Origin of the sequence: Microbacterium aerolatum (assembly GCF_007988825.1) — a bacterium.
In the GTDB taxonomy this organism is placed as follows: Bacteria; Actinomycetota; Actinomycetes; order Actinomycetales; family Microbacteriaceae; genus Microbacterium; species Microbacterium aerolatum.
This window is the reverse complement of the sequence record NZ_BJUW01000020.1, coordinates 24,936-47,627: the sequence shown is the minus strand read 5'-3', so window position 1 is coordinate 47,627 and position 22,692 is coordinate 24,936. Positions and strand designations below refer to the sequence as shown.

The 22,692-nt window shown below is 67.9% G+C and carries 19 protein-coding genes; 5 read left to right on the top strand and 14 right to left on the bottom strand.

Translation table 11 applies throughout. The features are described 5' to 3' along the window. Positions 1-96: 96 nt before the first annotated feature. From MAE01_RS15170 to MAE01_RS15155, 4 genes are all read right to left on the bottom strand, one after another. Positions 97-288 (bottom strand): hypothetical protein, encoded by a 192-nt coding sequence (locus tag MAE01_RS15170; RefSeq protein WP_147040820.1) that lies wholly within the window; start codon positions 286-288, stop codon positions 97-99. A gap of 130 nt (positions 289-418) precedes the next feature. Continuing rightward, positions 419-1,102, bottom strand: coding sequence for a cation efflux transmembrane domain-containing protein (locus MAE01_RS15165; protein WP_147040818.1), 684 nt, complete (start codon positions 1,100-1,102; stop codon positions 419-421). Next, on the bottom strand, positions 1,099-1,464 hold the full coding sequence (locus MAE01_RS15160) for an ArsR/SmtB family transcription factor (protein WP_147040816.1): 366 nt from the start codon (positions 1,462-1,464) through the stop codon (positions 1,099-1,101). Before MAE01_RS15160 ends, MAE01_RS15165 begins: the two co-directional genes overlap by 4 nt. Positions 1,465-1,670: 206 nt before the next feature. After that, positions 1,671-2,180, bottom strand: a complete 510-nt coding sequence (locus MAE01_RS15155) for an SRPBCC family protein (RefSeq protein WP_147040814.1) — start codon at positions 2,178-2,180, stop codon at positions 1,671-1,673. Between the two features lie 85 nt (positions 2,181-2,265). Here MAE01_RS15155 and MAE01_RS15150 point away from each other — a divergent pair, with 85 nt between their 5' ends. Beyond that, the gene (locus MAE01_RS15150; RefSeq protein WP_229718272.1) at positions 2,266-3,153 is read left to right on the top strand and encodes a helix-turn-helix transcriptional regulator; all 888 of its coding nucleotides are present in this window, start codon (positions 2,266-2,268) and stop codon (positions 3,151-3,153) included. Positions 3,154-3,569: 416 nt separating this feature from the next. Further along, positions 3,570-4,856 carry a Na+/H+ antiporter NhaA gene (gene nhaA / locus MAE01_RS15145; RefSeq protein WP_147040812.1) on the top strand — a complete coding sequence of 429 codons (1,287 nt, stop codon included), beginning with the start codon at positions 3,570-3,572 and terminating at the stop codon, positions 4,854-4,856. Positions 4,857-4,927: 71 nt separating this feature from the next. Here nhaA and MAE01_RS15140 read toward each other — a convergent pair whose 3' ends face one another. From MAE01_RS15140 to MAE01_RS15110, 7 genes are all read right to left on the bottom strand, one after another. Further along, positions 4,928-6,424, bottom strand: a complete 1,497-nt coding sequence (locus MAE01_RS15140) for a SulP family inorganic anion transporter (protein WP_147040810.1) — start codon at positions 6,422-6,424, stop codon at positions 4,928-4,930. A 320-nt stretch (positions 6,425-6,744) separates the two neighbouring features. Beyond that, on the bottom strand, positions 6,745-9,015 hold the full coding sequence (locus MAE01_RS15135) for an exo-beta-d-1,3/1,6-glucosidase (protein ID WP_147040808.1): 2,271 nt from the start codon (positions 9,013-9,015) through the stop codon (positions 6,745-6,747). Continuing rightward, positions 9,008-10,069 carry an ABC transporter permease gene (locus tag MAE01_RS15130; protein WP_229718248.1) on the bottom strand — a complete coding sequence of 354 codons (1,062 nt, stop codon included), beginning with the start codon at positions 10,067-10,069 and terminating at the stop codon, positions 9,008-9,010. Before MAE01_RS15130 ends, MAE01_RS15135 begins: the two co-directional genes overlap by 8 nt. Before the next feature lie 3 nt (positions 10,070-10,072). Then, entirely contained in the window at positions 10,073-11,164 is a 1,092-nt protein-coding gene (locus MAE01_RS15125) for an ABC transporter permease (protein WP_147040806.1), read from the bottom strand. Continuing rightward, the gene (locus MAE01_RS15120) at positions 11,161-11,970 is read right to left on the bottom strand and encodes an ABC transporter ATP-binding protein (RefSeq protein WP_147040804.1); all 810 of its coding nucleotides are present in this window, start codon (positions 11,968-11,970) and stop codon (positions 11,161-11,163) included. The genes MAE01_RS15125 and MAE01_RS15120 overlap by 4 nt, the downstream gene beginning before the upstream one ends. Then, the gene (locus tag MAE01_RS15115; RefSeq protein ID WP_147040803.1) at positions 11,967-12,791 is read right to left on the bottom strand and encodes an ABC transporter ATP-binding protein; all 825 of its coding nucleotides are present in this window, start codon (positions 12,789-12,791) and stop codon (positions 11,967-11,969) included. The genes MAE01_RS15120 and MAE01_RS15115 overlap by 4 nt, the downstream gene beginning before the upstream one ends. Positions 12,792-12,912: 121 nt before the next feature. After that, the gene (locus MAE01_RS15110) at positions 12,913-14,580 is read right to left on the bottom strand and encodes an ABC transporter substrate-binding protein (protein WP_147040800.1); all 1,668 of its coding nucleotides are present in this window, start codon (positions 14,578-14,580) and stop codon (positions 12,913-12,915) included. A 161-nt stretch (positions 14,581-14,741) separates the two neighbouring features. On the opposite strand from MAE01_RS15110, the gene MAE01_RS15105 reads away from it, so the two are divergent. Continuing rightward, a complete protein-coding gene (locus tag MAE01_RS15105; RefSeq protein ID WP_147040797.1) occupies positions 14,742-15,389 on the top strand; it encodes a TetR/AcrR family transcriptional regulator in 648 nt (215 codons plus the stop codon). 66 nt (positions 15,390-15,455) lie between these two features. Next, on the top strand, positions 15,456-16,670 hold the full coding sequence (locus tag MAE01_RS15100) for an amidohydrolase (protein ID WP_147040795.1): 1,215 nt from the start codon (positions 15,456-15,458) through the stop codon (positions 16,668-16,670). A gap of 129 nt (positions 16,671-16,799) precedes the next feature. Here the strand turns inward: MAE01_RS15100 and MAE01_RS15095 are convergent, their stop codons facing one another. Together MAE01_RS15095 and MAE01_RS15090 are read right to left on the bottom strand one after the other, a co-directional pair. After that, positions 16,800-17,495, bottom strand: coding sequence for a GTP pyrophosphokinase (locus tag MAE01_RS15095; protein ID WP_147040793.1), 696 nt, complete (start codon positions 17,493-17,495; stop codon positions 16,800-16,802). A 77-nt stretch (positions 17,496-17,572) separates the two neighbouring features. Continuing rightward, on the bottom strand, positions 17,573-18,976 hold the full coding sequence (locus MAE01_RS15090) for an HNH endonuclease signature motif containing protein (protein ID WP_186806266.1): 1,404 nt from the start codon (positions 18,974-18,976) through the stop codon (positions 17,573-17,575). Positions 18,977-19,193: 217 nt separating this feature from the next. Between MAE01_RS15090 and MAE01_RS15085 the strand changes: the two genes are divergently transcribed. Continuing rightward, positions 19,194-19,769, top strand: coding sequence for a GNAT family N-acetyltransferase (locus tag MAE01_RS15085; RefSeq protein WP_147040789.1), 576 nt, complete (start codon positions 19,194-19,196; stop codon positions 19,767-19,769). Positions 19,770-19,786: 17 nt separating this feature from the next. On the opposite strand, the gene MAE01_RS15080 is transcribed toward MAE01_RS15085, so the two are convergent. Beyond that, the gene (locus MAE01_RS15080; protein WP_147040788.1) at positions 19,787-22,636 is read right to left on the bottom strand and encodes a helix-turn-helix transcriptional regulator; all 2,850 of its coding nucleotides are present in this window, start codon (positions 22,634-22,636) and stop codon (positions 19,787-19,789) included. Positions 22,637-22,692: the final 56 nt, after the last annotated feature.

The following is a 22,692-nucleotide window of genomic DNA, read 5'->3' as shown; positions in this document are numbered from 1 at the left end:
AAGAGAAAGTGCGTGAAGCGTCCCAGGCGATCGCGCGCCTGGTGCGCTGAACCACTTCAGATCAGTTCCGATGGGTCTGGTGAAGCCCAGAACGGTTCACGCTCTCGCGCGCCTGTACTCAAACACACCGTCCGGCCCCTGAGCTTCAAGGAGGTCATAGAGCACGCCATCGTGATCGATGCTGGGCTTCGGTTGCCCATTGGGCTGGAGCGGGCAGAGGACGGATTCGCCATCATCGGCCGCCGCCTCATCGTCGTGCAGAACCGCGATATACGTTTCGATCGACATACCGCCACGCTACCTGCGGCACCGCGCATTTCCTGGTGCTCTGTGCGGTGATGAGACCACCCACCGCAGCTTCGCATGCCCAGCACATCGGGCGGACCTACCGTTTAATCGCCAGCGGGTCGGTGGATTCTTAGTGCTCGTGCGTGTCGTGCTCGCCGTGCTCGTGGTCGTCTTCAAGGAGCATCCCTACGGAGGTCGCGCAGGCGTCGCCGCGCCAGGCTTCGCTGCCCTCGCGGATCGCGAAGCCTGCAATGACGAGACCCGCGATCGCGTCGGCCCACCACCAGCCGAACAGGCTGTTGAGAACGAGCCCGATGAGCACCGCGGCGGACAGGTACGTGCAGATGAGGGTCTGTTTTGAGTCCGCGACTGCCGTCGCCGAACCGAGTTCGCGGCCGGCGCGACGTTCCGCGAACGAGAGGAAGGGCATGGTCGCCACGCTGAGCGCGGTCATGACGATGCCGAGCGTCGAATGCTCGACATCTGTCTGAGTGAGCAGGGCCAGAGCAGAGGAGACGATGACGTATGCGGCGAGGGCGAAGAAAGCTATTGCAATGACGCGCAGCGTCCCCTGCTCCCACCGCTCTGGATCGCGGCGTGTGAATTGCCACGCGACGGCTGCCGCCGAGAGGACTTCGATGGTGGAGTCGAGGCCGAATCCGATGAGCGCGGTCGAGGACGCGATTGAGCCAGCCGAGATGGCAACGATCGCTTCGACGATGTTGTAGACAATCGTTGCGGTGACGATCCACCGGACGCGCCGCTGGAGGACACCGCGGCGCTCCTTGGTGAGCCGAATATCGGTGGCGCTCATGCGCAGGTGCAGCTCTCTCCGCCACAGCAGCCGGGCTCGAGAAACAGAACAACGCCCATCAGCTCGTCGAGGGCAGGGGCGAGGTGGGCATCCGCTAGTCGGTACCAGGTGCGCCGACCGTCCGGGATTGCCTCGACCAGTCCGCAGCCGCGCAGGCATGCAAGCTGGTTCGACATGACCTGCCGCGAGACGCCGAGAGCATCCGCGAGGTCTGACGGGTATGCAGGAGCTTCCCGCAACGCCAACAGGACACCCGCACGGGTCGGATCAGACAGCGCGTGGCCGAGACGGGCGACCGCCGCGGTGTGGGTCGCGGACGCGAGAGCAGTAATGGGCACAATCAGGACAATACAGGAACTCATGAATTAACGACATCGTGAACTAATCCGCGTTTCTGCAAGGCTCGATCATCAGCCGTAAACGATCGTTTGCGGCGCGTTGCAGATGTAGCAGTCGCGGATGCCCGCAAACGCTCGCCACAAGTGCTGCTTGGATGGGGTTTCCTGGTGCAGTCTGCCGGAGGCTGGGCGACGATCCTCGTGGCGTGTCCCGATGAGGGCGGGATAGCTCAGCGGGATTCGGTGTCGGAGATGTTCTCTGCAGCGCGAGCGGCACGATGCACGCCCACTCGCATGTAGTTCCTCCACAGGGGACCGAGCACGCGGCGCACGAGGAGAATTCGCCGCGGTAGCGGCTTGAATTCGTATGTCCAGCGGATCAGGGTGCCGGTGGCGTCGGGACTGAACGTCCACTCGCCTCGCACGCCGACGACGAGATGTCGCAGTATGTTCGTGAAGCCCGTGAGCTCATAGGCGAACGAACTCGGTTCGGTGTACTCGGTGAGCTTCTCCATCGCTGTCGAACCGTCGGTCAAATCTGGGTTGCGAGACTGACCCGCGGCGTCCCAGTCTCCGGTTTGATTCGTCGCGCCACGGACGCCAGGAAACGGGCCCCAGCCAGAGAAGACCAGAGATAGGTCGATAGGAGCGATGATGCGAAACGCATCCTCCGGGGAGAGCCTGGTGCGAGCCTGCACAGTGACCGGAACGGTGTGGTCGGTGGCATAGATGAGGGTCATGGAATCCAGGATGGGGGAACTCGAGACCCTCGACCAGGGACGGTCGAGGGGTAGGAAGAGCTTTCCTACTGTCCCGTCGTTGCTGATGGCCGAAGATGAAGACATGGCCGTGAACGATCTGACGCTAGGTGCGACGCTTCGAGCCTGGCGCAACCGAACAAGCCCGGCTGCCGTGGGTCTTACGGCCGGTCGGTCTCGACGTGCACCAGGTCTGCGTCGCGAGGAACTCGCCGACCTCGTCGGTATGTCGGTCGACTACGTTGTTCGGCTCGAGCAGGGACGCGTCACCACCCCATCGGCCGCAATCGTGGCGGGCCTGGCGCGAGCGTTGCAGCTAGACCGGAAGGAACGCGATCACCTCTACAGGATTGCTGGACTGCAGCCGCCTGGTGACCGGATGGTCACCGATCACATTCCTCCCGGGATGCAGCGCGTGCTCGTCCGGCTCGGGGAGACGCCCGCGGCTGTCTTCGCTGCGGATTGGCAGCTCGTTTGGTGGAACCGGTCTTGGACAGCACTTTTCGGGGATCCGCGGATGCTTGCGCCGGAGGGCCGTAACCTCGTGAGGTCCCGCTTTCTGACGTCCCGCGACGAGGGCAAGATCGCCGCATGGCCCGTCGTACTAGCCGATGCGGAAGCGTCTGACCGAGCCATTGTTTCCGATCTGCGACGCGCATCCGGCCGATACCCGGCTGACCGCAGGATCACCTCTTTGATCGCGCAGATGACCGAAAAAAGCCATGATTTCGCACGGCTATGGCAAGAAGGGGCCGTCGGAGGGCACATCGAGGACCGCAAGACGATCCAGCGTCATGGGATAGGCCCCATCACATTGGACTGTGACGTTCTCACGGATACCGACACTGATCTCAAGGTCGTCATCTATACCGCCGCGCCCGGAACCTCTGACGAGACCAAGCTTCGCCTGTCCCTGCTCGCCGGGAACGCAACACCCGCGCCGGCAGACTCCTAGCGCACCAGAAACGATCGTTTCCGGCGTTCACGCCAAAGGATGACGATCAAGCGCGCGACACGCCGAAGCGTGACCCGCCGAAACTCCCCGCCGAAACCAAATCGCACCGAAACGCATGTGGTAGGTATTCGGCGGGGTGCCGGACAGGTGCGACTCGCCTGGTCGAGTCATCTGAATGCACTCGGTCTTGATGTTCGTGGGATCGACCTGGTTCCTTCCTTCATCGCGCGAGTGCTTCGCCCCGGCGGACAACTCGCGCTCGGGTTCTTCAGCGGACAACGCCCCGTAGGAACAATGATCTGCGAGAGTCGGAACACCAAGCCCTGCCCCATCATCGACGACGGTGCCGTTAGTCTGGATGCTGGAGAGTCGGGAAGCCTGGTCGACATGATCTGCTGTCGACCCGAAAGGCGCTCATGTCGCGCTCCCGCATTCCCGGCCTCAACCGCCTGTTCCCGTCCGCGTCCTCGGCGGAGTCGCTCCGCATCGGCGAGATCCTGCGCAAGGAGACCGTCGGAGGCTTCCTGCTGGTCGCTCTCGCGGTCGTCGCGCTGGTGTGGGCGAACTCGCCCTGGGCCGAGACGTACTTCGCGATCCGAGACTTCGAGCTCGGCTATGAGCCGTGGCACCTGCGGCTCAGCGTCGGCGCGTGGGCGGCCGACGGGCTGCTGGCGATCTTCTTCTTCCTCGTAGGCCTCGAGCTCAAGCGCGAGTTCGTCAGCGGAGACCTGCGGCAGTTCAGCACCGCGATCGTGCCGATCGTCGCGGCTGTCGGCGGGGTCGCCGTGCCGGCGATCATCTACCTCGCCGTCGTCGCGAGATCGGCGGAGGCATCCCGCGGGTGGGCGATCCCCACGGCGACCGACATCGCCTTCGCGGTCGCCGTCCTGGCCGTGATCGGCTCGCATCTGCCGAGTGCGCTGCGGATCTTCCTGCTCACCCTCGCCGTGGTCGACGACCTGATCGCCATCGGCATCATCGCGCTGTTCTACACCGAGACGGTCGAGGTCGTCCCGCTGCTGCTCGCGCTCGTCGTGATCGCGGTCTACGGCGCGATCGCTCAGCTGTACCGGCGCTTCTTCCACCTGCAGCCGACCGCCGCGTGGCTCATCCTGCTGCCGATCGGGGTCGTCGCGTGGGCGCTGCTGCACGCGTCAGGCATCCACGCCACGATCGCCGGGGTCCTCCTCGGCTTCACCATCCCGGTGCTGCACAAGCGAGCGGAACGCGGGCCGGAAGCCGGCCCGGGCCTCGCCGAGGTGTTCGAGCACCGGTTCCGCCCGCTGTCGGCCGGGTTCGCGGTGCCGGTGTTCGCGTTCTTCTCCGCCGGCGTCGCGATCGGCGGCGCGGAGGGCTTCGTCTCAGCGTTTTCCGACCCGATCGTGCTCGGGATCGTGCTGGCGCTCGTGCTCGGCAAGCCGCTCGGCATCACGGTCGCCACGTGGGCGATCACCCGTATCCGGCGGATCGACCTCGATCCCGCGCTGCGCTGGCTGGACATCATCGGCGTCGGCATCCTTGCCGGGATCGGGTTCACGGTGTCGCTGCTGGTCGCCGAGCTCAGCTTCGCTCCGGGGTCCGAGGCGCACGGCCATGCCAAGGTCGCGATCCTGACGGCATCCGTGCTGGCCGCGGCCGCGGCATCCGTCATCCTGGGCGTCCGCAACCGTCGGTATCGCGCCGCCGATTCCCGCCGAGTTTGACTCTCCGCTCCCTGAGCCTGTCGAAGAGGCGGACGCTTCGACAGGCTCAGCGACCGATAGGCGGACGCGCGTCACGCGGGCGGGAAGCCGCCGCTCAGCCGCCCGTGGAACAGCCCGCTCGCGTCGTTCAGCCCGACCAGTTCGACGGACTTCCCGTGCTGCGCGTACTTGGTCTCGATGGCGTCGAGTGCTGCGACGGTCGATGCATCCCAGACGTGCGAGCGCGACATGTCGATGACCACGCGCTCGGGGTCGTCGGCGTACTCGAACTGCGTGGTGAGGTCGTTGCTGGAGGCGAAGAACAGCTCTCCGTCGACGGTGTAGTGCGCAGCATCCCCCGACACGCTCCGCGTCACCGTCGCGAAGTGGGAAACACGGCGGACGAACAGCACGGATGCGACGATCACACCGGCCACGACGCCGATCGCCAGGTTCTCGGTGAGCACGACGAGCACCACGGTGGCGACCATGACGATCGTCTCGCTCTTGGGCATCCGGCGCAGGGTCGAGAGGCGGATGCTGTGCCAGTCGAACGTCGCGACGCAGACCATGATCATCACGGCGACCAGCGCCGCCATCGGGATGATCGCGACGACGTCACCCAGGGTGACGACGAGGACGAGCAGGAACACGCCGGCGCAGAACGTCGAGATGCGGGTGCGGGCTCCGGAGACCTTCACGTTGATCATGGTCTGGCCGATCATCGCGCAGCCACCCATGCCGCCCAGGAACCCGGAGAGCATGTTCGCGACGCCCTGGCCCCAGGCCTCGCGGGTCTTCCGCGAATGGGTGTCGGTGATCTCGTCGACGAGCTTGGCGGTCATGAGCGATTCGAGAAGGCCCACCAGTGCCATCCCGAGCGAGAACGGCGCGATGATCGTGAACGTCTCCCAGGTCAGGGGCACGTTCGGGATGAAAAGCTCCGGAAGGCTCCGCGGCAGTTCGCCCTCATCGCCGACGGTCGGCACGTCGAGGGCGAACACCACGACGACGGCGGTCACCAGGATGATGGAGATCAGCGGAGCCGGCACGACCTTCGTCAGGCGCGGCACCAGGACCATGACGAGCAGGCCCGCTGCCACCAGCGGGTACACCAGCCAGGGCACGTCGATCAGGTGCGGCAGCTGCGCCATGAAGACCAGGATCGCGAGCGCGTTGACGAACCCGACCATCACGCTGCGCGGGATGAAGCGCATGAGCTTCGCGACGCCGAGCACGGCGAGCAGCACCTGGAAGACGCCGGCGAGGATGACGGTCGCGATGAAGTAATCCATGCCGTGCTCGCGCATGACCGGGGCGATCACGAGGGCGACGGCACCGGTCGCCGCGCTGATCATGGCCGGACGGCCACCGACGAACGCGATCGACACGGCCATCACGAAGGCCGAGAACAGCCCGACCTTGGGGTCGACCCCGGCGATGATCGAGAAGGCGATCGCCTCGGGGATGAGCGCGAGTCCGACCACGAGCCCGGCGAGGACTTCGCGGGTCAGAAGGCGCGGTGACTTCAGCGCCGTGAGGACGGACGGATTCGGCCGGTAGCGGGCACGCTCGTCGACGGTTGCCATGAGAACTCCAGGGGTGGGGCGCCCGGAATGGGGCAGATCCACTGTAGTCGGGGCGATGGGGCTGCTTTCGACTCGCCTTCGGCTCGCTCAAGCCGTTTCGTCTGCGGCGCTGCGCGCCTCCGCTCAACGACCCACAGGGGGAGCTCCCTGCGGGGAAACGCCTTCCGCGGCGCTCCCGCGGGGGAGGTCTCTGCGGGAACCGCCTCCGCGGCGCTCCCGCGGGCCCTGGGGCTCTTCCGCGGGTCGTTGAGCGGAGACGGCGCAGCCGTCGGAGACGAAACGGGTTGAGCGAGGAGCGCCAGCGACGAGTCGAAACCTTCTCAGGCGACCGTGAACTCCGCGCACAGCAGGGACTCCTCGCGGGAGCTCGAACCGACCAGCAGCGCGAACTCCCCTGCCTCGACGGCACGGTTGCCCGCGGCATCCACGATCGTGCACTCGGCCACCGGCAGGTCGATGCGCACGCGCGCCGCCTCGCCGGGCGCCAGCGACACCTGCCGATAGGTCTTGAGCTCCTTCTCGGCCCAGCTCACGCTGGTGACGGCATCCCGCACGTACACCTGGACGGTCTCGATCGTCGGCCGCGCACCGGTGTTCGTGACCGTGACGTGCGCGGCGATCGTGTCGGATGCCGCGAGCGCCGTCTGCTCGATCACGAGGTCGTCGTACTGCACGGTCGTGTACGACCGGCCCTCGCCGAACGCCCACGCCGGCGACTGGGTCAGGTCGGCATACCGGTCGCCGTGCTGACCGCGGATCTGGTTGTAGTACGTCGGCTGCTGTCCGGCGTGACGCGCGAACGAGATCGGCAGGCGGCCGGTCGGCTCGACGGCTCCCGTGATGAGCTCGGCGATCGCGCGACCGCCCTGCATGCCCGGATTCGCGACCCACAGGACGGCGGCCGCCTTCGAAACGGATGCCGGCAGCACCAGCGGCTTCGACGCCATGAGCACCACGATCACGGGCTTCCCCGTCTCGATCAGCGCGTCGAGCAGGGCGACCTGACCGCCGATGAGCTCGAGCGTCGCGGTGGAGCGACCCTCGCCGTAGAGGCCGCGAGCATCGCCGACGACGGCGATCACGGCGTCCGCACCGTCCGCTGCGGCCACGGCCTCCGCGATCTGCGCCTCATCGGCCGGCACCGGTCGGACCACCGGCGGCCGGGGCTGCCCGTCCGGCCAGGTAGCGCCCGCGGGGTCTGACTCGAGGGTGAGGATGTCGGCGCCGCGGGCGTGCACGACCTCCCACGGGGCGATCTCGCGCAGCCCGTCGAGCACGGTCGCGATCATCTCGCGCGGCTGTCCGTCGAGCCAGCCGGCCTGGCCGGACCCACCGGCCCAGTCGCCGAGCTGCTCCTGCGCGTCGTCGGCGAGCGGGCCGACCACGGCGATGCGCCTGGTCGCGGACGGGGCCGGCGGCCCGTCAGGCGCAGCCGGCAGAAGAGGCAGAGTCCCGTCGTTCTCCAGCAGCACCAGCGAGCGCCGCGTCAGCTCGAGGTTCAACGCGGCGTGCTCGGCCGTGCCGACGAGAGCGGCGACGTCCTCGCGCGGCTGACGCGGGTCCTCGAACAGGCCGAGCTCGAACTTCAGCGTGAGGATCCGGGCGACGGCGGCATCGAACGCGTCCTCCGCGAGCATGCCCTTCGCGACAGCATCCAGCGCACCCTCGAAGAAGGTCGGCGTCGTCATGATCATGTCGTTGCCGGCCCGCACGGCGGCGGCCGCGGCGTGGGTGACGTCGGGCTGCACGTGCTGCTCCCAGACCATCCGGCCGACGTTGTCCCAATCGGTGATGAGCGTGCCGGTGTAGCCCCACTCGCCGCGTAGAACGTCGCTGAGCAGCCACTCGTTGAGCGTGATCGGCACGCCGTCGGTGGTCTGATAGCCGAGCATGAACGAGCGGCATCCCTCGCGGGCGACGCGCTCGAACGGCGGCAGGAACCAGGAGCGGAGCTTTCGGCGCGAGATGTCTGCCTCGGAGGCATCCCGGCCGCCCTGGGTCTCGGAGTAGCCGGCGAAGTGCTTGGCCGTCGCGAGGATGGCGGTCGCGTCATCCAACCCCTCACCCTGGTAGCCGCGCACCATCGCGCTCGCGAGCTCGCCGATGAGGTGCGGGTCCTCGCCGAAGGTCTCGTTCACGCGGCCCCAGCGCAGGTCGCGGGCGATGCAGAGCACGGGAGAGAAGGTCCAGTGGATGCCGGTGGCGGCCACCTCGACGGCGGTGGCGCGCGCGACCTTCTCCACGAGCGCGGCGTCCCAGGATGCCGCCATGCCCAGCTGGGTCGGATAGATCGTCGCACCGGGCCAGAACGAGTGGCCGTGGATGCAGTCCTCGCCGACGATCAGCGGGATCTGCAGGCGCGTGCGCAGCGTCAGCTCGCGCGCGGCGACGATGCGCTCCGGGGAGGTGTGCAGGATCGAGCCGACGTTGCGGCGTAGCACGTGGTCCTCGAGGTCGTCCCGCGCGTCGAGCTGCAGCATCTGCCCGACCTTCTCCTCGAGCGTCATGCGGCCGAGCAGGTCGGCGACGCGTTCGGGGATGGCGAGGGCGGGGTCGCGGTAGGGGTGGATGTCGACGAGCGTTTCAGGCATTTCCAGCGTTCTTCAGGTCGGGGCGGACGGTTTCTGTGCGAACCGCGGTCACGGCGTCGTTGACGTCGAGACCCTTCTTCTTCATGGCGCGGGCCCGTTCTCCGGCGGACCGCAGGCGCGGGTTGACGTACTCGTCGATGCCGAAGTTGATCAGGGACAGCGCGACGCCGATGGCCGCGATGCAGAGCCCAGGGGGCAAATACCACCACCACTGGTTCTGGCCGAACGCGCCCTGGGCGGAGGCCCAGTTCAGGATCGTCCCCCAGTTGTACGTGGTCACCGGGATCACGCCGATGTACGACAGGGTCGTGAGCCCCAGGATCGCGGCGGTCACGGTACCGACGAAGCTCGCGGCGATCAGTGCCATGAGGTTCGGCAGCATCTCGACGGTGATGATGCGGCGCAGCGGCTCGCCGTTCGCGCGGGCCGCCTGGATGAAGTCGCGGTTGCGCAGCGACATCGTCTGAGCCCGCAGCACGCGTGCTCCCCACGCCCAACCGGTGATTCCGAGGACGGCGGCGATCAGGACGAGCGGGGGCTCCTCGAACATCGCCGCGACGATAATGATCAGCGGGAGCCCTGGGATCACCAGGAACACGTTGGTCAGGGCCGACAGCGCCTCGCTCTTCCAACCGGACAGGTACCCGGCGATCACGCCGACCGTGATCGCGATGAGCGTGGCGATGATCGCGGCGAGGAAGCCGACGACGATGACACCGCGGGTGCCGTGGATAACCTGGCTCAGCACGTCCTCACCGATGTGCGTCGTGCCCAGCCAGTGCGCGGCCGACGGCGGCTGCAGACGTGCGGAGTTGTCGACCTTGGTCGGCGAGTACGGCGCGAGCACGTCGGCGAAGATCGCGACGAGCACGAAGAACCCGAGGATCGCGAGTCCGGCGATCGACTTGCCGTTGCGGAACATCGCGAATGCACCCGCGAGCTTCTGCCAGAAGCTCTGTTCCGGCCGCCCTGCGCTGCCCGTGCTCGTGCGGATGAGGAAGGTCTCGGGTGTGCCCGCACCGGCCTGGCGCTGGGCGGAGTCTGTGGTGGTCATGGCTCATGCCTCCGTCTGGCGCGTGCGCGGGTCGAGGAATGCGTAGGCGATGTCGGCGAGGATGTTGGCGACCAGCACCGACAGGGTGATGACGAGGAAGACGCCCTGCATCAGCGCGTAGTCCTTGGCGTTGGTGGCATCCAGCAGCAGCTTGCCGACGCCGGGGTAGCTGAAGACCATCTCCATCACGATCGTTCCGCCGACGATGAAGCCGATCGAGAGGGCGAAGCTCTGGATCTGCGGCAGCACCGCGTTGCGGGCGGCATAGCCCCACAGCACCCGGTGGTTCGGCATGCCCTTGGCCTGCGCGACGGTGATGTAGTCCTCGTCCAGGACGGTGAGCATCATGTTGCGCATGCCCAGCATCCATCCGCCGAGCGAGGCGATCACGATCGTGATGAGCGGAAGCGTGCCGTGATGGATCACCTGGCCGATGAACTCGAAGTTCCACCCCGGCACCATGCCGACGCCGTACGCCTTGCCGATCGGGAACCAGCCGAGGTTGACCGAGAACAGAGCGATCGCGAGCAGACCGAGCCAGAAGTACGGGATGGTGCTGAGGAAAGTGGTGATCGGGATGAACGCGTCGAGCCTGCTGCCGCGACGCCAGCCGATGAACGCACCGCCGATCGTGCCGATCGCGAAGGAGACGATGGTCGCGAGCCCGACCAGGCCGATGGTCCACGGCAGCGCCTGGCTGATCACCTCGGTGACGGGGCGCAGGCCGTGCAGCAGCGAGACGCCGAGGTCGCCGTGCAGCAGCAGACCCCAGTAGTCGAGGTACTGCTGCCACAGGCCCTTGTCGGTGTCGAGCCCGAGCAGTGCGCGCAGCGCATCGGCGGCTTCGGGAGAGACGTTGCGGTTGCGGGCGAGGTACTGGGTGACCGCGTCGCCCTTCATCAGCCGGGGCAGGAAGAAGTTGATGGTCAGCGCCGCCCACAGCGTGAACAGATAGAAGACGGCACGGCCGCCGAGGAAGCGCCACGGCACGCGGGAACGGCCCGCGACGGCCTTGGTCGCGGTGGTGCCGACCTCGACGGCATCCGGCACCGGGTGCGTCTCGGCGGCGGGCAGCTGCGGTTCGACGGCGGTCATCGTGCGCCTCCTTCGGGGGCACCGGCAGTGGCGAAGTGGCGTTCCGGATCGGGGGATGCTGCGCGGAGCTCCTGCGTGTACGGATCCTGGGGGCGGAGGATGACGTCGTCCGCCGTGCCGTGCTCGACGATGCGGCCGTGGTTGAGCACCATGATCTCGTCGCTGAAGTGCCGGGCGGTGGCGAGGTCGTGCGTGATGTAGAGCACGCCGAGGCCCTCCTCGCGCTGCAGGTCGGCGAGCAGGTTCAGCACACCGAGACGGATCGAGACATCGAGCATCGAGACCGGCTCGTCAGCGACGAGGATCGCCGGGCAGGATGCCAGGGCTCGGGCGATCGCGATGCGCTGACGCTGACCGCCGGAGAGCTCGTGCGGACGGCGGTCGATCACGGCGTCGGGCTCCAGCCGCACGCGCTCGAGAAGCCGGCGGACCTCCGCCTCGGTCTCATCCTGCGGCACGACGTCGTCCAGACGCAGCGGGCGCTCGAGGTGGTACCGGATCGAGTGGTACGGGTTCAGCGAGGCGAACGGGTCCTGGAAGACCATCCGCAGCTGCTGCCGGTAGGCGCGCAGTCCGCGTCCGCGGCGCGGGATGGGCTTCCCGTCGAGCAGCACCTCGCCGCTGGTGGGGGTCTCGAGCTGCGTGAGGATCTTGGCGATCGTCGACTTGCCGCTGCCGGACTGGCCGACCAGGCCGATCGTCTGGCCCGAGTTCAGGGTGAAGCTGACGTCGTCGAGCGCCGTCAGGCGACCGGCTCCTCGGACGTTGTAGACCTTGCTGACGTGGCGGACCTCGAGAGTGCTCATCGCACCACCACCCCCTTCTCTCCGGTGAGGCGCGGGAACGACGACAGCAGCGTCTTGGTGTACTCGTCCTGCGGGTCGCGCCAGATCTGCTCCGCCGTGGCGAGTTCGACGATCTCGCCCTCGCGCATGATCGCGATGCGGTCGCTGATCTCGAGCAGCAGGGGCAGGTCGTGGGTGATGAAGACGACCGAGAATCCGAACTCCCGGCGCAGCTGCGAGATCTGCCGCAGGATCTCGCGCTGCACGAGCACGTCCAGCGCCGTGGTCGGCTCGTCCATGACCATGAGCTGCGGCCGCAGCGCGAGTGCCATCGCGATCATGACGCGCTGGCGCATGCCTCCGGAGAGCTCATGCGGGAACGAGCGGGCCCGCTGCGCGCCGACCTTGACGATGTCGAGCAGTTCGGCGACAGCATCTCGCCGATCGCGACGATTCATGCCGGGCCGGTGCACCTCGAAGACGTCCTCGAGCTGGGAGCCGATCGTCGCGACGGGATTGAGGGCGTTCATCGCCCCCTGGAACACCATCGAGACCTTGTCCCACCGGAATCGGCGCATCTGCTCGGGCCCGAGCGCGTTGACGTCGACGTCGGTGCCGTCGGAGTCGTGGAACATGACGGATCCGCCGGTGATCACCGCCGGCGCCTTGAGCAGGCGCTGGATGCCGTAGGCGAGAGTCGTCTTGCCGCATCCGGATTCACCGGCGAGGCCGAGGATCTCGCCGCGCTGCAGCTCGAGCGTGACGTTCTTCACCGCCGCCACTGGCGGGTCGACGTCGTACACGACCGAGAAGTCGCGGACGGACAGCAGGGGGTCTGTCATGGGGTGTCGCTTTCTTGCAGGTGCGGCGCCGAGACGATGCGAGATTGCATCCCGCGGATGAGATCGACCGGAATGCGGGGGATCTCATCCGCGGAATGCAGTCTCGCGGGGTCGGCCTCGGCTACTTGGCCTCGAGGTTCGTCAGAACCTGGACGATGCCGGGCTGGGTCGGGTCGCCGGAGGCGTACTGGTCGTCCTCGGACGGCCATCCGACGTAGTTGCGAGTGTTGAACTCTCCCAGCAGAGGGTGCGCACCCAGCGGGATCGCCGGCACGTTCTCGGCGAACGCCTTCTGCATCACGGCGGATGCCGCGGCCCGGTCCTCGTCGGAGGACGCGTTGGCGTAGGTGTTCAGCGCCTCGGTGACGGCGGGGTCGTCGAAGCGGCCGAAGTTGTACTGCGCCTTGTCGTCGACGATCCACTTGGGGTCCATGGTCGAGGTGTACAGGCCGTACACGTTTCCGGTGTCCTCGAGCCAGTGGATGATCGCCTGGAAGGTGCCCTCCTGGCGGGCGGCATCCCAGCCACCCCAGTCGGGCTGGTCGACCTTGACCTCGATGCCGAGGGCCTCGTCGAGCTCTTCGGCGATGAGCGCCTGCTCGGTGTTCCAGTCGCTCCATCCGGCCGGGACCGAGATCGAGAACGAGACGGCCTCGCCGTCGGGGTCGATGAGCTTGTCGCTCTCCCAGGTGTAGCCGGCGTCGGTCAGGATGTCCTTGGCCTTGTCGACGTCGACGGAGTAGTTCTCGTCCTTGTACTCGGGGGCGATCTCGTCCTCGAGCAGCGTGCCGAGACCGGTGACGTTCCAGACTGCCTCGCTCGCACCTTCGCGGGCGATGTCGACGTAGGCGTCGCGGTCGATCGTCCAGGCCAGCGCCTCGCGCAGGGCCGGGTCGTTGAAGGGCTTGGTCTGCAGGTTGAAGAACAGCGTGCCCGCGCCGGCGGTGGGCGAGACGAGGAACTGGTTGTCCGGGTCGGCGTCGAGGTAGCTGGCCTGGATCTGCGGGATGAACGCCTGCGCCCAGTCGGCCTCGCCGGAGGCGAGTGCGGTGGTGAGCGCGGCGTTGTCGCCGTAGGAGACGTAGTGCAGCTCGGGAACCGCGAGGTCGCCGCCCCAGTAGCCTTCGTTAGCGGACAGGGTGACCGACTCGGTGGTCCAGCTGTCGAGCACGTAGGGGCCGGTGCCGACCGCGAGGCCCTCGCCGGTGAGCGGGTCGGTGTTGGGGTCTTCGATGTTCTCCCAGATGTGCTTGGGCACGATCGGGGTGTGCAGCACGCGGGACTGCGCGGTGAACTTCGAGTCGGCGAAGGTCAGCGTGATGGCGTCGCCATCGACCGTCGCGCCCTCGTACTTGAGGCCCGACGAGTCGGCGAGCTTGCCGCTCAGGTACTGGTCGAAGGTGAAGACGATGTCGTCGCCGGTGAAGTCCGTGCCGTCACTCCACCTGACGCCGCTGCGCGGGACGACCGTGACGGCGGTGTAGTCGTCGTTCCACTCCACGGACTCGGCGAGCCACGGAGTCGTGCCGAGGTCGCCGGTCGGGTTGACGAGCGCGAGGGGCTCGAAGATGACCTTGGCGTAGCCGTACTTGGATGCGGACGAGTCGCCGAGATACGGGTTGTGGGACTCGGTGGTGATCGCGCCGTCGGGCTTTGCGATCGTGAGGGCGGCTCCGGTGGCGCCGGAATCGTCGTCGGCGTTGCTGCCGGACGACGAGCAGCCGGCGAGCGCGCCGACACTGAGTGCGGCGATCGCGCCGACGGCGATCAGAGATCTGCTGAGCTTCATTGCTTCTCCTTGAACACGGGTCATTGTGCAGGGGGCGGGCGGGGCCCGGTGGTAGTTTGCTTACTCACGAGAAAGTAAACTGCAGTGAGATTACCTACAAGTAAGTAAGCTTTGCAAGTGAGGGATGCCAGACCGTTACACTCGCCAGAAAAGGGGATGCCGTGGCCACTGAATCGCAGGACGCGACGCGCACGCGTCCCGCCACACGGCGCAAGCGCACCGAGATCCTCAAAGCGGCCGTCGAGATCTTCGGCAACAAGGGCTCGACGAACGGCACGCTCGCGGATGTCGCAGAACAGGTCGGTATGACGCATGCCGGTGTCCTGCATCACTTCGGGTCCAAGCAGAACCTGCTGCTCGAGGTGCTCGCGTACCGAGACCAGGCCGATGTGCAGGATCTCGACGAGAAGCATATCCCCGGCGGACCTGAGCTTTTCCTGCACCTCGTGCGTACCGCGTTCGTGAACGCGCAGCGCCCGGGAATCGTGCAGGCGTACACCGTGCTGTCTGCGGAATCCATCACCGACGATCACCCCGCCCGCAGCTACTTCGAGGACAGATACACGACGCTGCGCCGCGAGATCAGCGAGGCGTTCGCCGAGCTGTGCGCGCAGGAGGGTGTGACCGAACCGGACACGGTGGCGGCGGCATCCGCCGCGATCCTCGCGGTCATGGACGGCCTGCAGCTGCAGTGGCTGCTGCATCCGGGGGTCGTCGAGCTCGGCGAGACCAGCGAGTTCGCGATCCGCGCGATCGTGAACTCCGTGCTGCTGCCCGGCCCCGAGCTGGCGAGCTACTCCCACCAGTGACGGGGTGAGCGACGAGCGGCGCGAGGAGTCGAAGCCTGAGCCTCCGCCACAGCTAGAGTCGACGCCATGAGCATCGACCTCGAAGCGCTGTACCTCGATCTGCACCGGCATCCCGAACTGTCGTTCCAGGAGACCCGCACGGCCAGCATCGCCGCCGGCCATCTGCGTGATCTGGGCCTTGAGGTCGAGGAGGGCGTGGGGATCACGGGCGTCGTGGGCCTGCTGCGCAACGGCGAGGGGCCGGTCGTGTGGGCGCGAGCCGACATGGACGGCCTGCCGGTCGAGGAGCTCACCGGACTCCCCTATGCCAGCACGGCCACCGGCGTCGATCCCGCCGGCAACACCGTGCCGATCATGCACGCGTGCGGCCACGACATGCATGTCACGGCGATGATCGGGGCCGTCGAGCGTCTCGTCGCGGAGCGCGCGGACTGGTCCGGAACTCTCGTGGTTCTGATCCAGCCGGCCGAGGAGTACGGCGCCGGGGCCAGGGCGATGCTGGATGCCGGCATCCTGGGCCGCTACCCGCGACCCGACATCGTCCTCGGCCAGCACGTCACGCCGCTGCCCGCCGGCGTGATCGGCGTGCGCCCCGGCCCGCAGATGGCTGCCGCCGATGGGATCACCGTGACGCTGCACGGCCGCGGCGGCCACGGTTCGCGCCCGCACACGACGATCGATCCGGTCGTGATGGCGGCGGCGACCGTGATGCGACTGCAGACCATCGCCTCGCGCGAGCTCGACCCGCGCGAGGTCGGGGTCGTGTCGGTCGGGTCGATCCACGCCGGGACGAAGAACAACATCATCCCCGCCGACGCCACGCTCGAGCTCAGCCTGCGCTACCCGGACGACGCGGCGCGCGAGCGCGTGCTCGCCGCCGTGGAGCGGATCGTGCGCGCGGAGTCCGCGGCATCCGGCGCGGAGCGCGAGCCGGAGTTCCACACCGAGCACACGCTGCCGCCGACGATCAACGACGTAGAAGCCACGTCACGTGTGACCGCTGCGCTGAACCGCGCGCTGGGCGACGGGACGGTCATCGACCCCGGCATGTTCACCGGCAGCGAGGATGTCTCGTGGTTCGCGCGGGATGCCGGGGCTCCCCTGGTGTTCTGGTTCTGGGGCGGAGTGGACCCGGCGACGTTCGCCGCGGCGGAGGCTGCGGGGACGGTTTCGGCGAGCATCCCCACGAACCACTCGGCGTACTTCGCGCCGGCGCCGCACCCGACGATCGAGGTCGGCGTGACGGCGATGGCGACGGCGGTGCGGGAGTTCATGGGGTGAGCGGGGTGCGGGGTAGTCGGTTTCGACTCGCCTCCGGCTCGCTCAACCCGTTTCGGCTTCGGCGCTGCGCACCTTCGCTCAACGACCCGCGGGAGACTGTCCGAACGAAAGAGGGCGAGCCCCGGGCGGCTACACCTGAACGACGCGAGGTGCCGGGGCCGGGAGCTGCTTGCGGGGGACGCCGTGGGCCTCGCGGTGCAGTCGCTCCATGCGGGCGTCGAGCTCGCTCGCGGCGTCCGCGGCATCCGACAGGCTCTCGACGAGGTGCGAGGGCACCCGGTTCGAGAACTTGTAGTAGATCTTGTGCTCCAGGCTCGCCCAGAAGTCCATCGCGATGGTGCGGAACTGCACCTCGACCGGCACGGAGAGCGGCCCGGTCGACAGGAACACTGGCACCTCGATGATCGCGTGCAGGCTCTTGTAGCCGTTGGGCTTCGGTGCGGCGATGTAGTCCTTGACCGTGCGGACCGTGATGTCGTCCTGCTTGGTGAGCAGGTCGAACAGCCGGTACACGTCCGCGACGAAGCTGCAGGTCACGCGCACACCGGCGATGTCGGTGATCTCCTCGCGGATGCGGTCGAAGTCCGGCTCCTCGATGCCCTTGCGCGCGATCTTCTCGACGATGCTGTCCGGCGTCTTCAGCCGGCTCTTGACGTGCTCGATCGGGTTGTAGGAGTGGTCGTGCAGGAACTCGTCGCGCAGGATCGAGATCTTCGTCTCGACCTCGCGCATCCCGAATTCGTATTCGCGGAGGAAGCGCTGGAACTCGTCGCGGAGTTCGCGGGTCTGGCGGATGGCGTCTTCGGTGACCTCGATGGTCGTCATGCGATCGACGCTACGCGCCGGTCTTCAGAACGCGCTGTGCGTTTCGCTGAGCGCGGATGCCGGTGATGTGACGCTCGTCACCCGGGGACGGGTTGTCGCTTGTACGGACTTCGAGCGCGATGCCAGTGCTGGTGCGGGTCCCACCAGGCGGGGCCTCTGACTTCGGGGATGCCGTGGTTCATACGGATGACCCATTCGGTGAGGTGCAGGGTGCGGTGGTGGAACCAGCACAGCAGCACACCGTTGTCGGTATGGGTGGGTCCGCCGTCGGCATGCTCTCGGACGTGATGCACTTCGCACCAGGTCGGTGGGACGGTGCAGCCCGGGATGACGCATCCGCCGTCGCGAATCGTGATCGCGCGGCGCTGCAGGGCGTTGAAGATGCGGGAGCTGGTGCCGATCGAGGCGATCCGACCCTGCTCGTCGAACAGGATGCGCTGGATGCCGCCCGCGCACGCCGTCTGCAGTGCGGTGGTGATCGAGACGAGATCACCGTCGCGTCCGGTGCTCGCCCAGCCGTGGCCCGCAACGAGGTCGGCGGCGGTGGCCGCGATGACCAGAGTGGGAGCGGCACCACCCAGGTGCGGGAACAGGTCTGAGCTGGCTGCCGTATTCACGATCGCAGCCAGTGCATCATGAAGCTTCTGCCCACGGGTGCGGGTGTCTGCGAACGCCGGCGCCTCAGAATCCGTCTCGTCGGACGGTTCGAATCGCACTCCGGCCCTGGTTGAGCCCCCTTCTTGATCGGACTCGTCTGCATCGTTCACCTTGGGATTGAGGAGGCTGTCCATCAGAAGCGTCAACTGCTCGGCGATTTCGGGCAGAATGCTGCCACGCACCGGCGCGGCCCCGTCTTTGACCATCCCGATCAAGAAGTACCGCCCGCGCATCGCGGCCTCGTCGGTCGGTTCCACCCCGTCGGGGTCGAGATAGGCCACCATCACCCGGGCGAGGGTGCCCAAGTCTTCCGGCAGAGGGGCCGGACCCGGGGTCTCATCGCCCGAGGCGGCGTGATCGATGCCACGCGCGAAGTCGGCGAGCTGACGATCCGCCTCGACGCGGTCCTCATCACTGATGCGGCGCGCGGACTGCTCGATCGGATCGGTCGCGGCCAGTAGACCGGCCAGCCCCAGATCACCGTCGACCATCACTTCACGCAGCGCCTGATACTGAGCGGGCAGGAACGCCCCGTCGGTGATCCCGCTGTCGCGCCGCACGAGGCGTCCCGCCTTCACGAGGCGGCTCGCGGCCCGGGTGTCGCTTCCCGTCAGCATCCGCACCAGGTCCGCCGGCCGCGAGCACCCGTAACGGGTCGTCATCCGATCTTCCTTGAGCCCGCCCGACCGGTCGTCGACTTGCACGGTCGCCTCGACCTGCAGGCCCTCGATGCGTCGCTGCACCCGGCCCGTCACGGCCAGCAGCTCCGCCACGTCGGTATCGGTCATCCCTGGAATCTGCTCCGAGCCGAACGCATCGCTCACCGCGGAATCGAGGATCTCCTCGAGATCCCGAAGCCGAGCGACGATGCTGTTCATACCTCCATTCAACACGAGGCCACCGACATTCCGATGGGGTTATCCAGCTGATCAGAGGATATTTTTGGAGAAGTTTCCTCGCGCTGCACAAATCAGCACGCGCTACAGGTTTCGACACCGAATCGCGGAGCATCCCGCGACGCACCGCTCCTAGAATCGGACGATGACCGATGCGCAACGACGCGACCCGTGGCCCGTCCGCACCGAACGGCTCGAAATCCGCCCGGCCACAGCCGACGACCTCGGCGCCGTGTGGGAGTACCGCCGCCTGCCCGAGGTGAACCTGTGGCTGGGGCCCGCTCCGCAGACGCGCGAGGCGTTCGACGAGCTCTACCTCGATCCCGATCGGCTGGCCACCACCCTGATCGTGCAGCGGCGAGCGGACGACGAGATCATCGGCGACATCATGCTCAGGATCGGAGATGCCTGGGCCCAGCGCGAAGTAGTCGAGCAGGCCAAGGGCACCGAGGCGGAGCTCGGCTGGGCGCTCGCCCCCGAGCACACCGGGCAGGGCTACGCGTCGGAGGCGGTGCGCGCCGCGATCGACGTGTGCTTCGGCCCGCTGGGGCTGCGCCGCGTGCACGCCGGATGCTTCGCCGACAACGAGCCGTCCTGGCGTCTGATGGAACGGCTCGGAATGCGCCGGGAGGAGTACAGCCGCAGGACCGCATTGCATCGCTCCGGCCAGTGGCTGGACGGCATGAACTACGGCCTGCTCGCGGAGGAATGGCCGAGCTGAACCGGGGATGGTGCGGGTCAGCGCCGCGCGACGACCATGGCGGCCTCGGTGCGGGTGGAGACGCCGAGCTTGCGCAGGATCGCGGAGACGTGCACGCTCGCGGTCTTCGAGCTGATGTACAGTCGCTCGCCGATCTGCTTGTTACTGAGTCCCTCGGCGACGAGTTCGACGACCTGCCGTTCGCGAGCCGTGAGTTCGAGCTCGTCGGCGGCCTCACCGTCGCGGGCCACCAGCCCGCTTGCCCGCCCGAACACCGCGATGCTGTTCTGCAGCGGCACGTGCCCGATCCTCGCGGCGATGGTTGCGGCATCCGCCAGCGCGACCTGCGCCTCGGGGCGCTGTCCGTCCGCCACCAGCATGCGCGCGAGTTCGAGCCGCGTGACGCCGCGCATGATGGCGGGCACATCCTCGCCGTCGGCGAGCGAGACGGCCCGGCGGAGCGCAGCGACGGACGGATCGAGCAGCGCGTCGAGCAGCGCAGCCCAGCCCTCGTCGCGCACGGTCGCGGGGATCTCGGCCCAGAGTCTGCGGATCGCCGAGACGGCCACGTCGACATCTCCTCCGGACGCGCGCACCTCAGCGACGACCCAGCCGGACTCGAGCAGCAGCCGGTACGCGTGCAGCAGTACGAAGCCCTCGTCCTGCGTCATCGCAACGACGGCGTCCAGAGCATGCGTCCACTGCCCGCGCGCGATGTCGAGGGCGATATCGTTCTCGACGATCCGGTACCAGGCCTGCCGCTCGAGCTCGCCGGTGCGCCGCAGCGACGGCATCCATTCCTCTCGCATGCGCTCGGCGTCGTCGATCCTGCCCTGCCAGGCGAGCACGCGGATGCGAGTCAGTACGACGTATTGGTCGTTGAGCACCTGGGGCCGCCCGATCGGCACGGCGGACAGCCGGGACGTGGCCCCGTCGATGTCGCCGAGCGTGAGCAGCGGCTCGACCATGTTCTGGACCATGAGCGTGCCCGAGGCGCGCTCGACCCCGAGCTCGCGGGCGCGCACGATCCCGGCCGCCGCCACGTCGAACGCCTCGCGGTGCCTGCCCAGCAGTCCCAGCATGTCGGAGTAGTTGACGTGGAAGCGCAGTTCTGCGCCGCCATTGCTGCGAGGGGCGAACAGCGCGGCCGCACGGAAATCGGCGAAGGCCTCGTCGAGCTGCCCGAGGTACGTCCGGCACGTGCCGCGGAGGTTGTGGGCGACCGAGATCTCACGCGGATCGTTCGCACGGGTCGCGATCTCGAGCGCCTGCGTGGCCGTGATGATGGCCTCGCGCGGCATCGAGGCGAGCATGTACTTTCCGGCCAGGCCGTTCAGGAGAGTCGCGTGCAGCTGCTCGTCGTCCACCGCGCGATCGACGATCTCGAGCGCTTCGAGGAACAACTCCGCGGCTCCCGGCAGCCCGAGGTTCGCGAGGAACAGCCCCCTGTCGCGCAGCAGCCGGGCGTGCTCGGCCGGATCGGTGCTCTCGTCGATCTCCTCCAACGCGCGTTCGGCGACGGCGAGAGCGCGCTCGGCCTCGCCCGCGTTGCGGAGGATCGAGCCGATCTGCCGCATCAGCCGCACATGGCTGAGCCCTGCGACCTCTTCGGCATCGGGCACCTGTTCCCACAGCTCCAGCGCCAGCTCGCCGAACCGCGCCGCGGACGCGAACGCGAATCGGGCTTTGGCCTCCTGCATCGCGGCGACGGACGCGACCAGCGCACGGTCGGGCACCTGGGCGAGATGCCAGTGGTGAGCGAGGGAGGACCGGTCGCAGCGGTCGAGCGCCGTCGCCTTCGCCTCGAGCGCCTCGGCGTACGCCCTGTGCAGCCTCGCGCGCTCACCGGGAAGGAGGTCTTCGTGCACGGCCTCGCGGAGCAGCGCGTGCCGGAAGGTGTACTCGTCGTCGTGCACGGAGAGGACGCCGACGTGCGAGGCCGCCCGGATCGCCGCGTCGAGGCGGTCATCCGGCAGGCCGGCGAGCCCGGCGAGCAGTGTGTGCGACAGCATCCCCTCGGCGCCGGAGACCACGCGGACGACATGACGGGCGTCGTCATCGAGCTGGTCGAAGCGCACCAGCAGCATCTCGCGCAGGGAGTCGGGCAACGGGTCGGACGCGCAGCAGGCGACCTCCTCGACGAAGAACGGCACGCCCTCGGCGCGGTCCATCAGACGATCCAGAGAGGTGTCGCTGAGCTCGCGGCTGTTCAGCTGCTCGACGAGCCGCCGCGTGGCGTCACGGTCGAGACGCTCGAGGGTGAGGCGCTCGATGATCCGTGCGCGCGTGGTCTCGGCGATGAAGCGGCTCACCGCGTCGCCGCGACGGACGTCGTCGGTTCGGCATGTGATCAGCAGCAGCACGCGCCCCGCCTGCAGGGTGCGCAGCAGATAGGTGAGCATGACGAGCGTGGAGTCGTCGACCCAGTGCAGGTCTTCGACCACGAGCACCTGCGGGGCGATGCCGGCGGCCGCCTCGATGAGGGTCGCGACGGCGTCGCGCAGGGCGTCGGGGCTGGTGCTGTCGCGTACGGCGACGCCCTCGCCGAGCTCGGGTACGAGCATGCGCAGCGCCTCGGCACCGACGCCGATCGCCGCCTTCGCCTCGGCGACGCCGAGGCGCTCGACCATCGATCGCAGGATGCTGGTCAGCGGGCCGTATGCCGAGCGGGCAGACCCGAGGTCGAAGCAGCGGCCGACATGCACGTCGGCGGAGTCTGCGACCTCGGCCTGGAACTCGCGCAGCAGGCGCGACTTGCCGATGCCCGCCTCGCCCTCGATGAGCACGGCCGACGGCTCGCCGCCCGAAGCCCGGTCGAAGGCGCGCCGCAGTCCGGCGAGGTCGGCGTCGCGACCCACCATGTCTGCGCTGATCGTCGGAACGGTCACCACTTCATGGTGCCACCGGCCACGGACATTCGGGCCGGTGATCGCGGCAAGAGAAC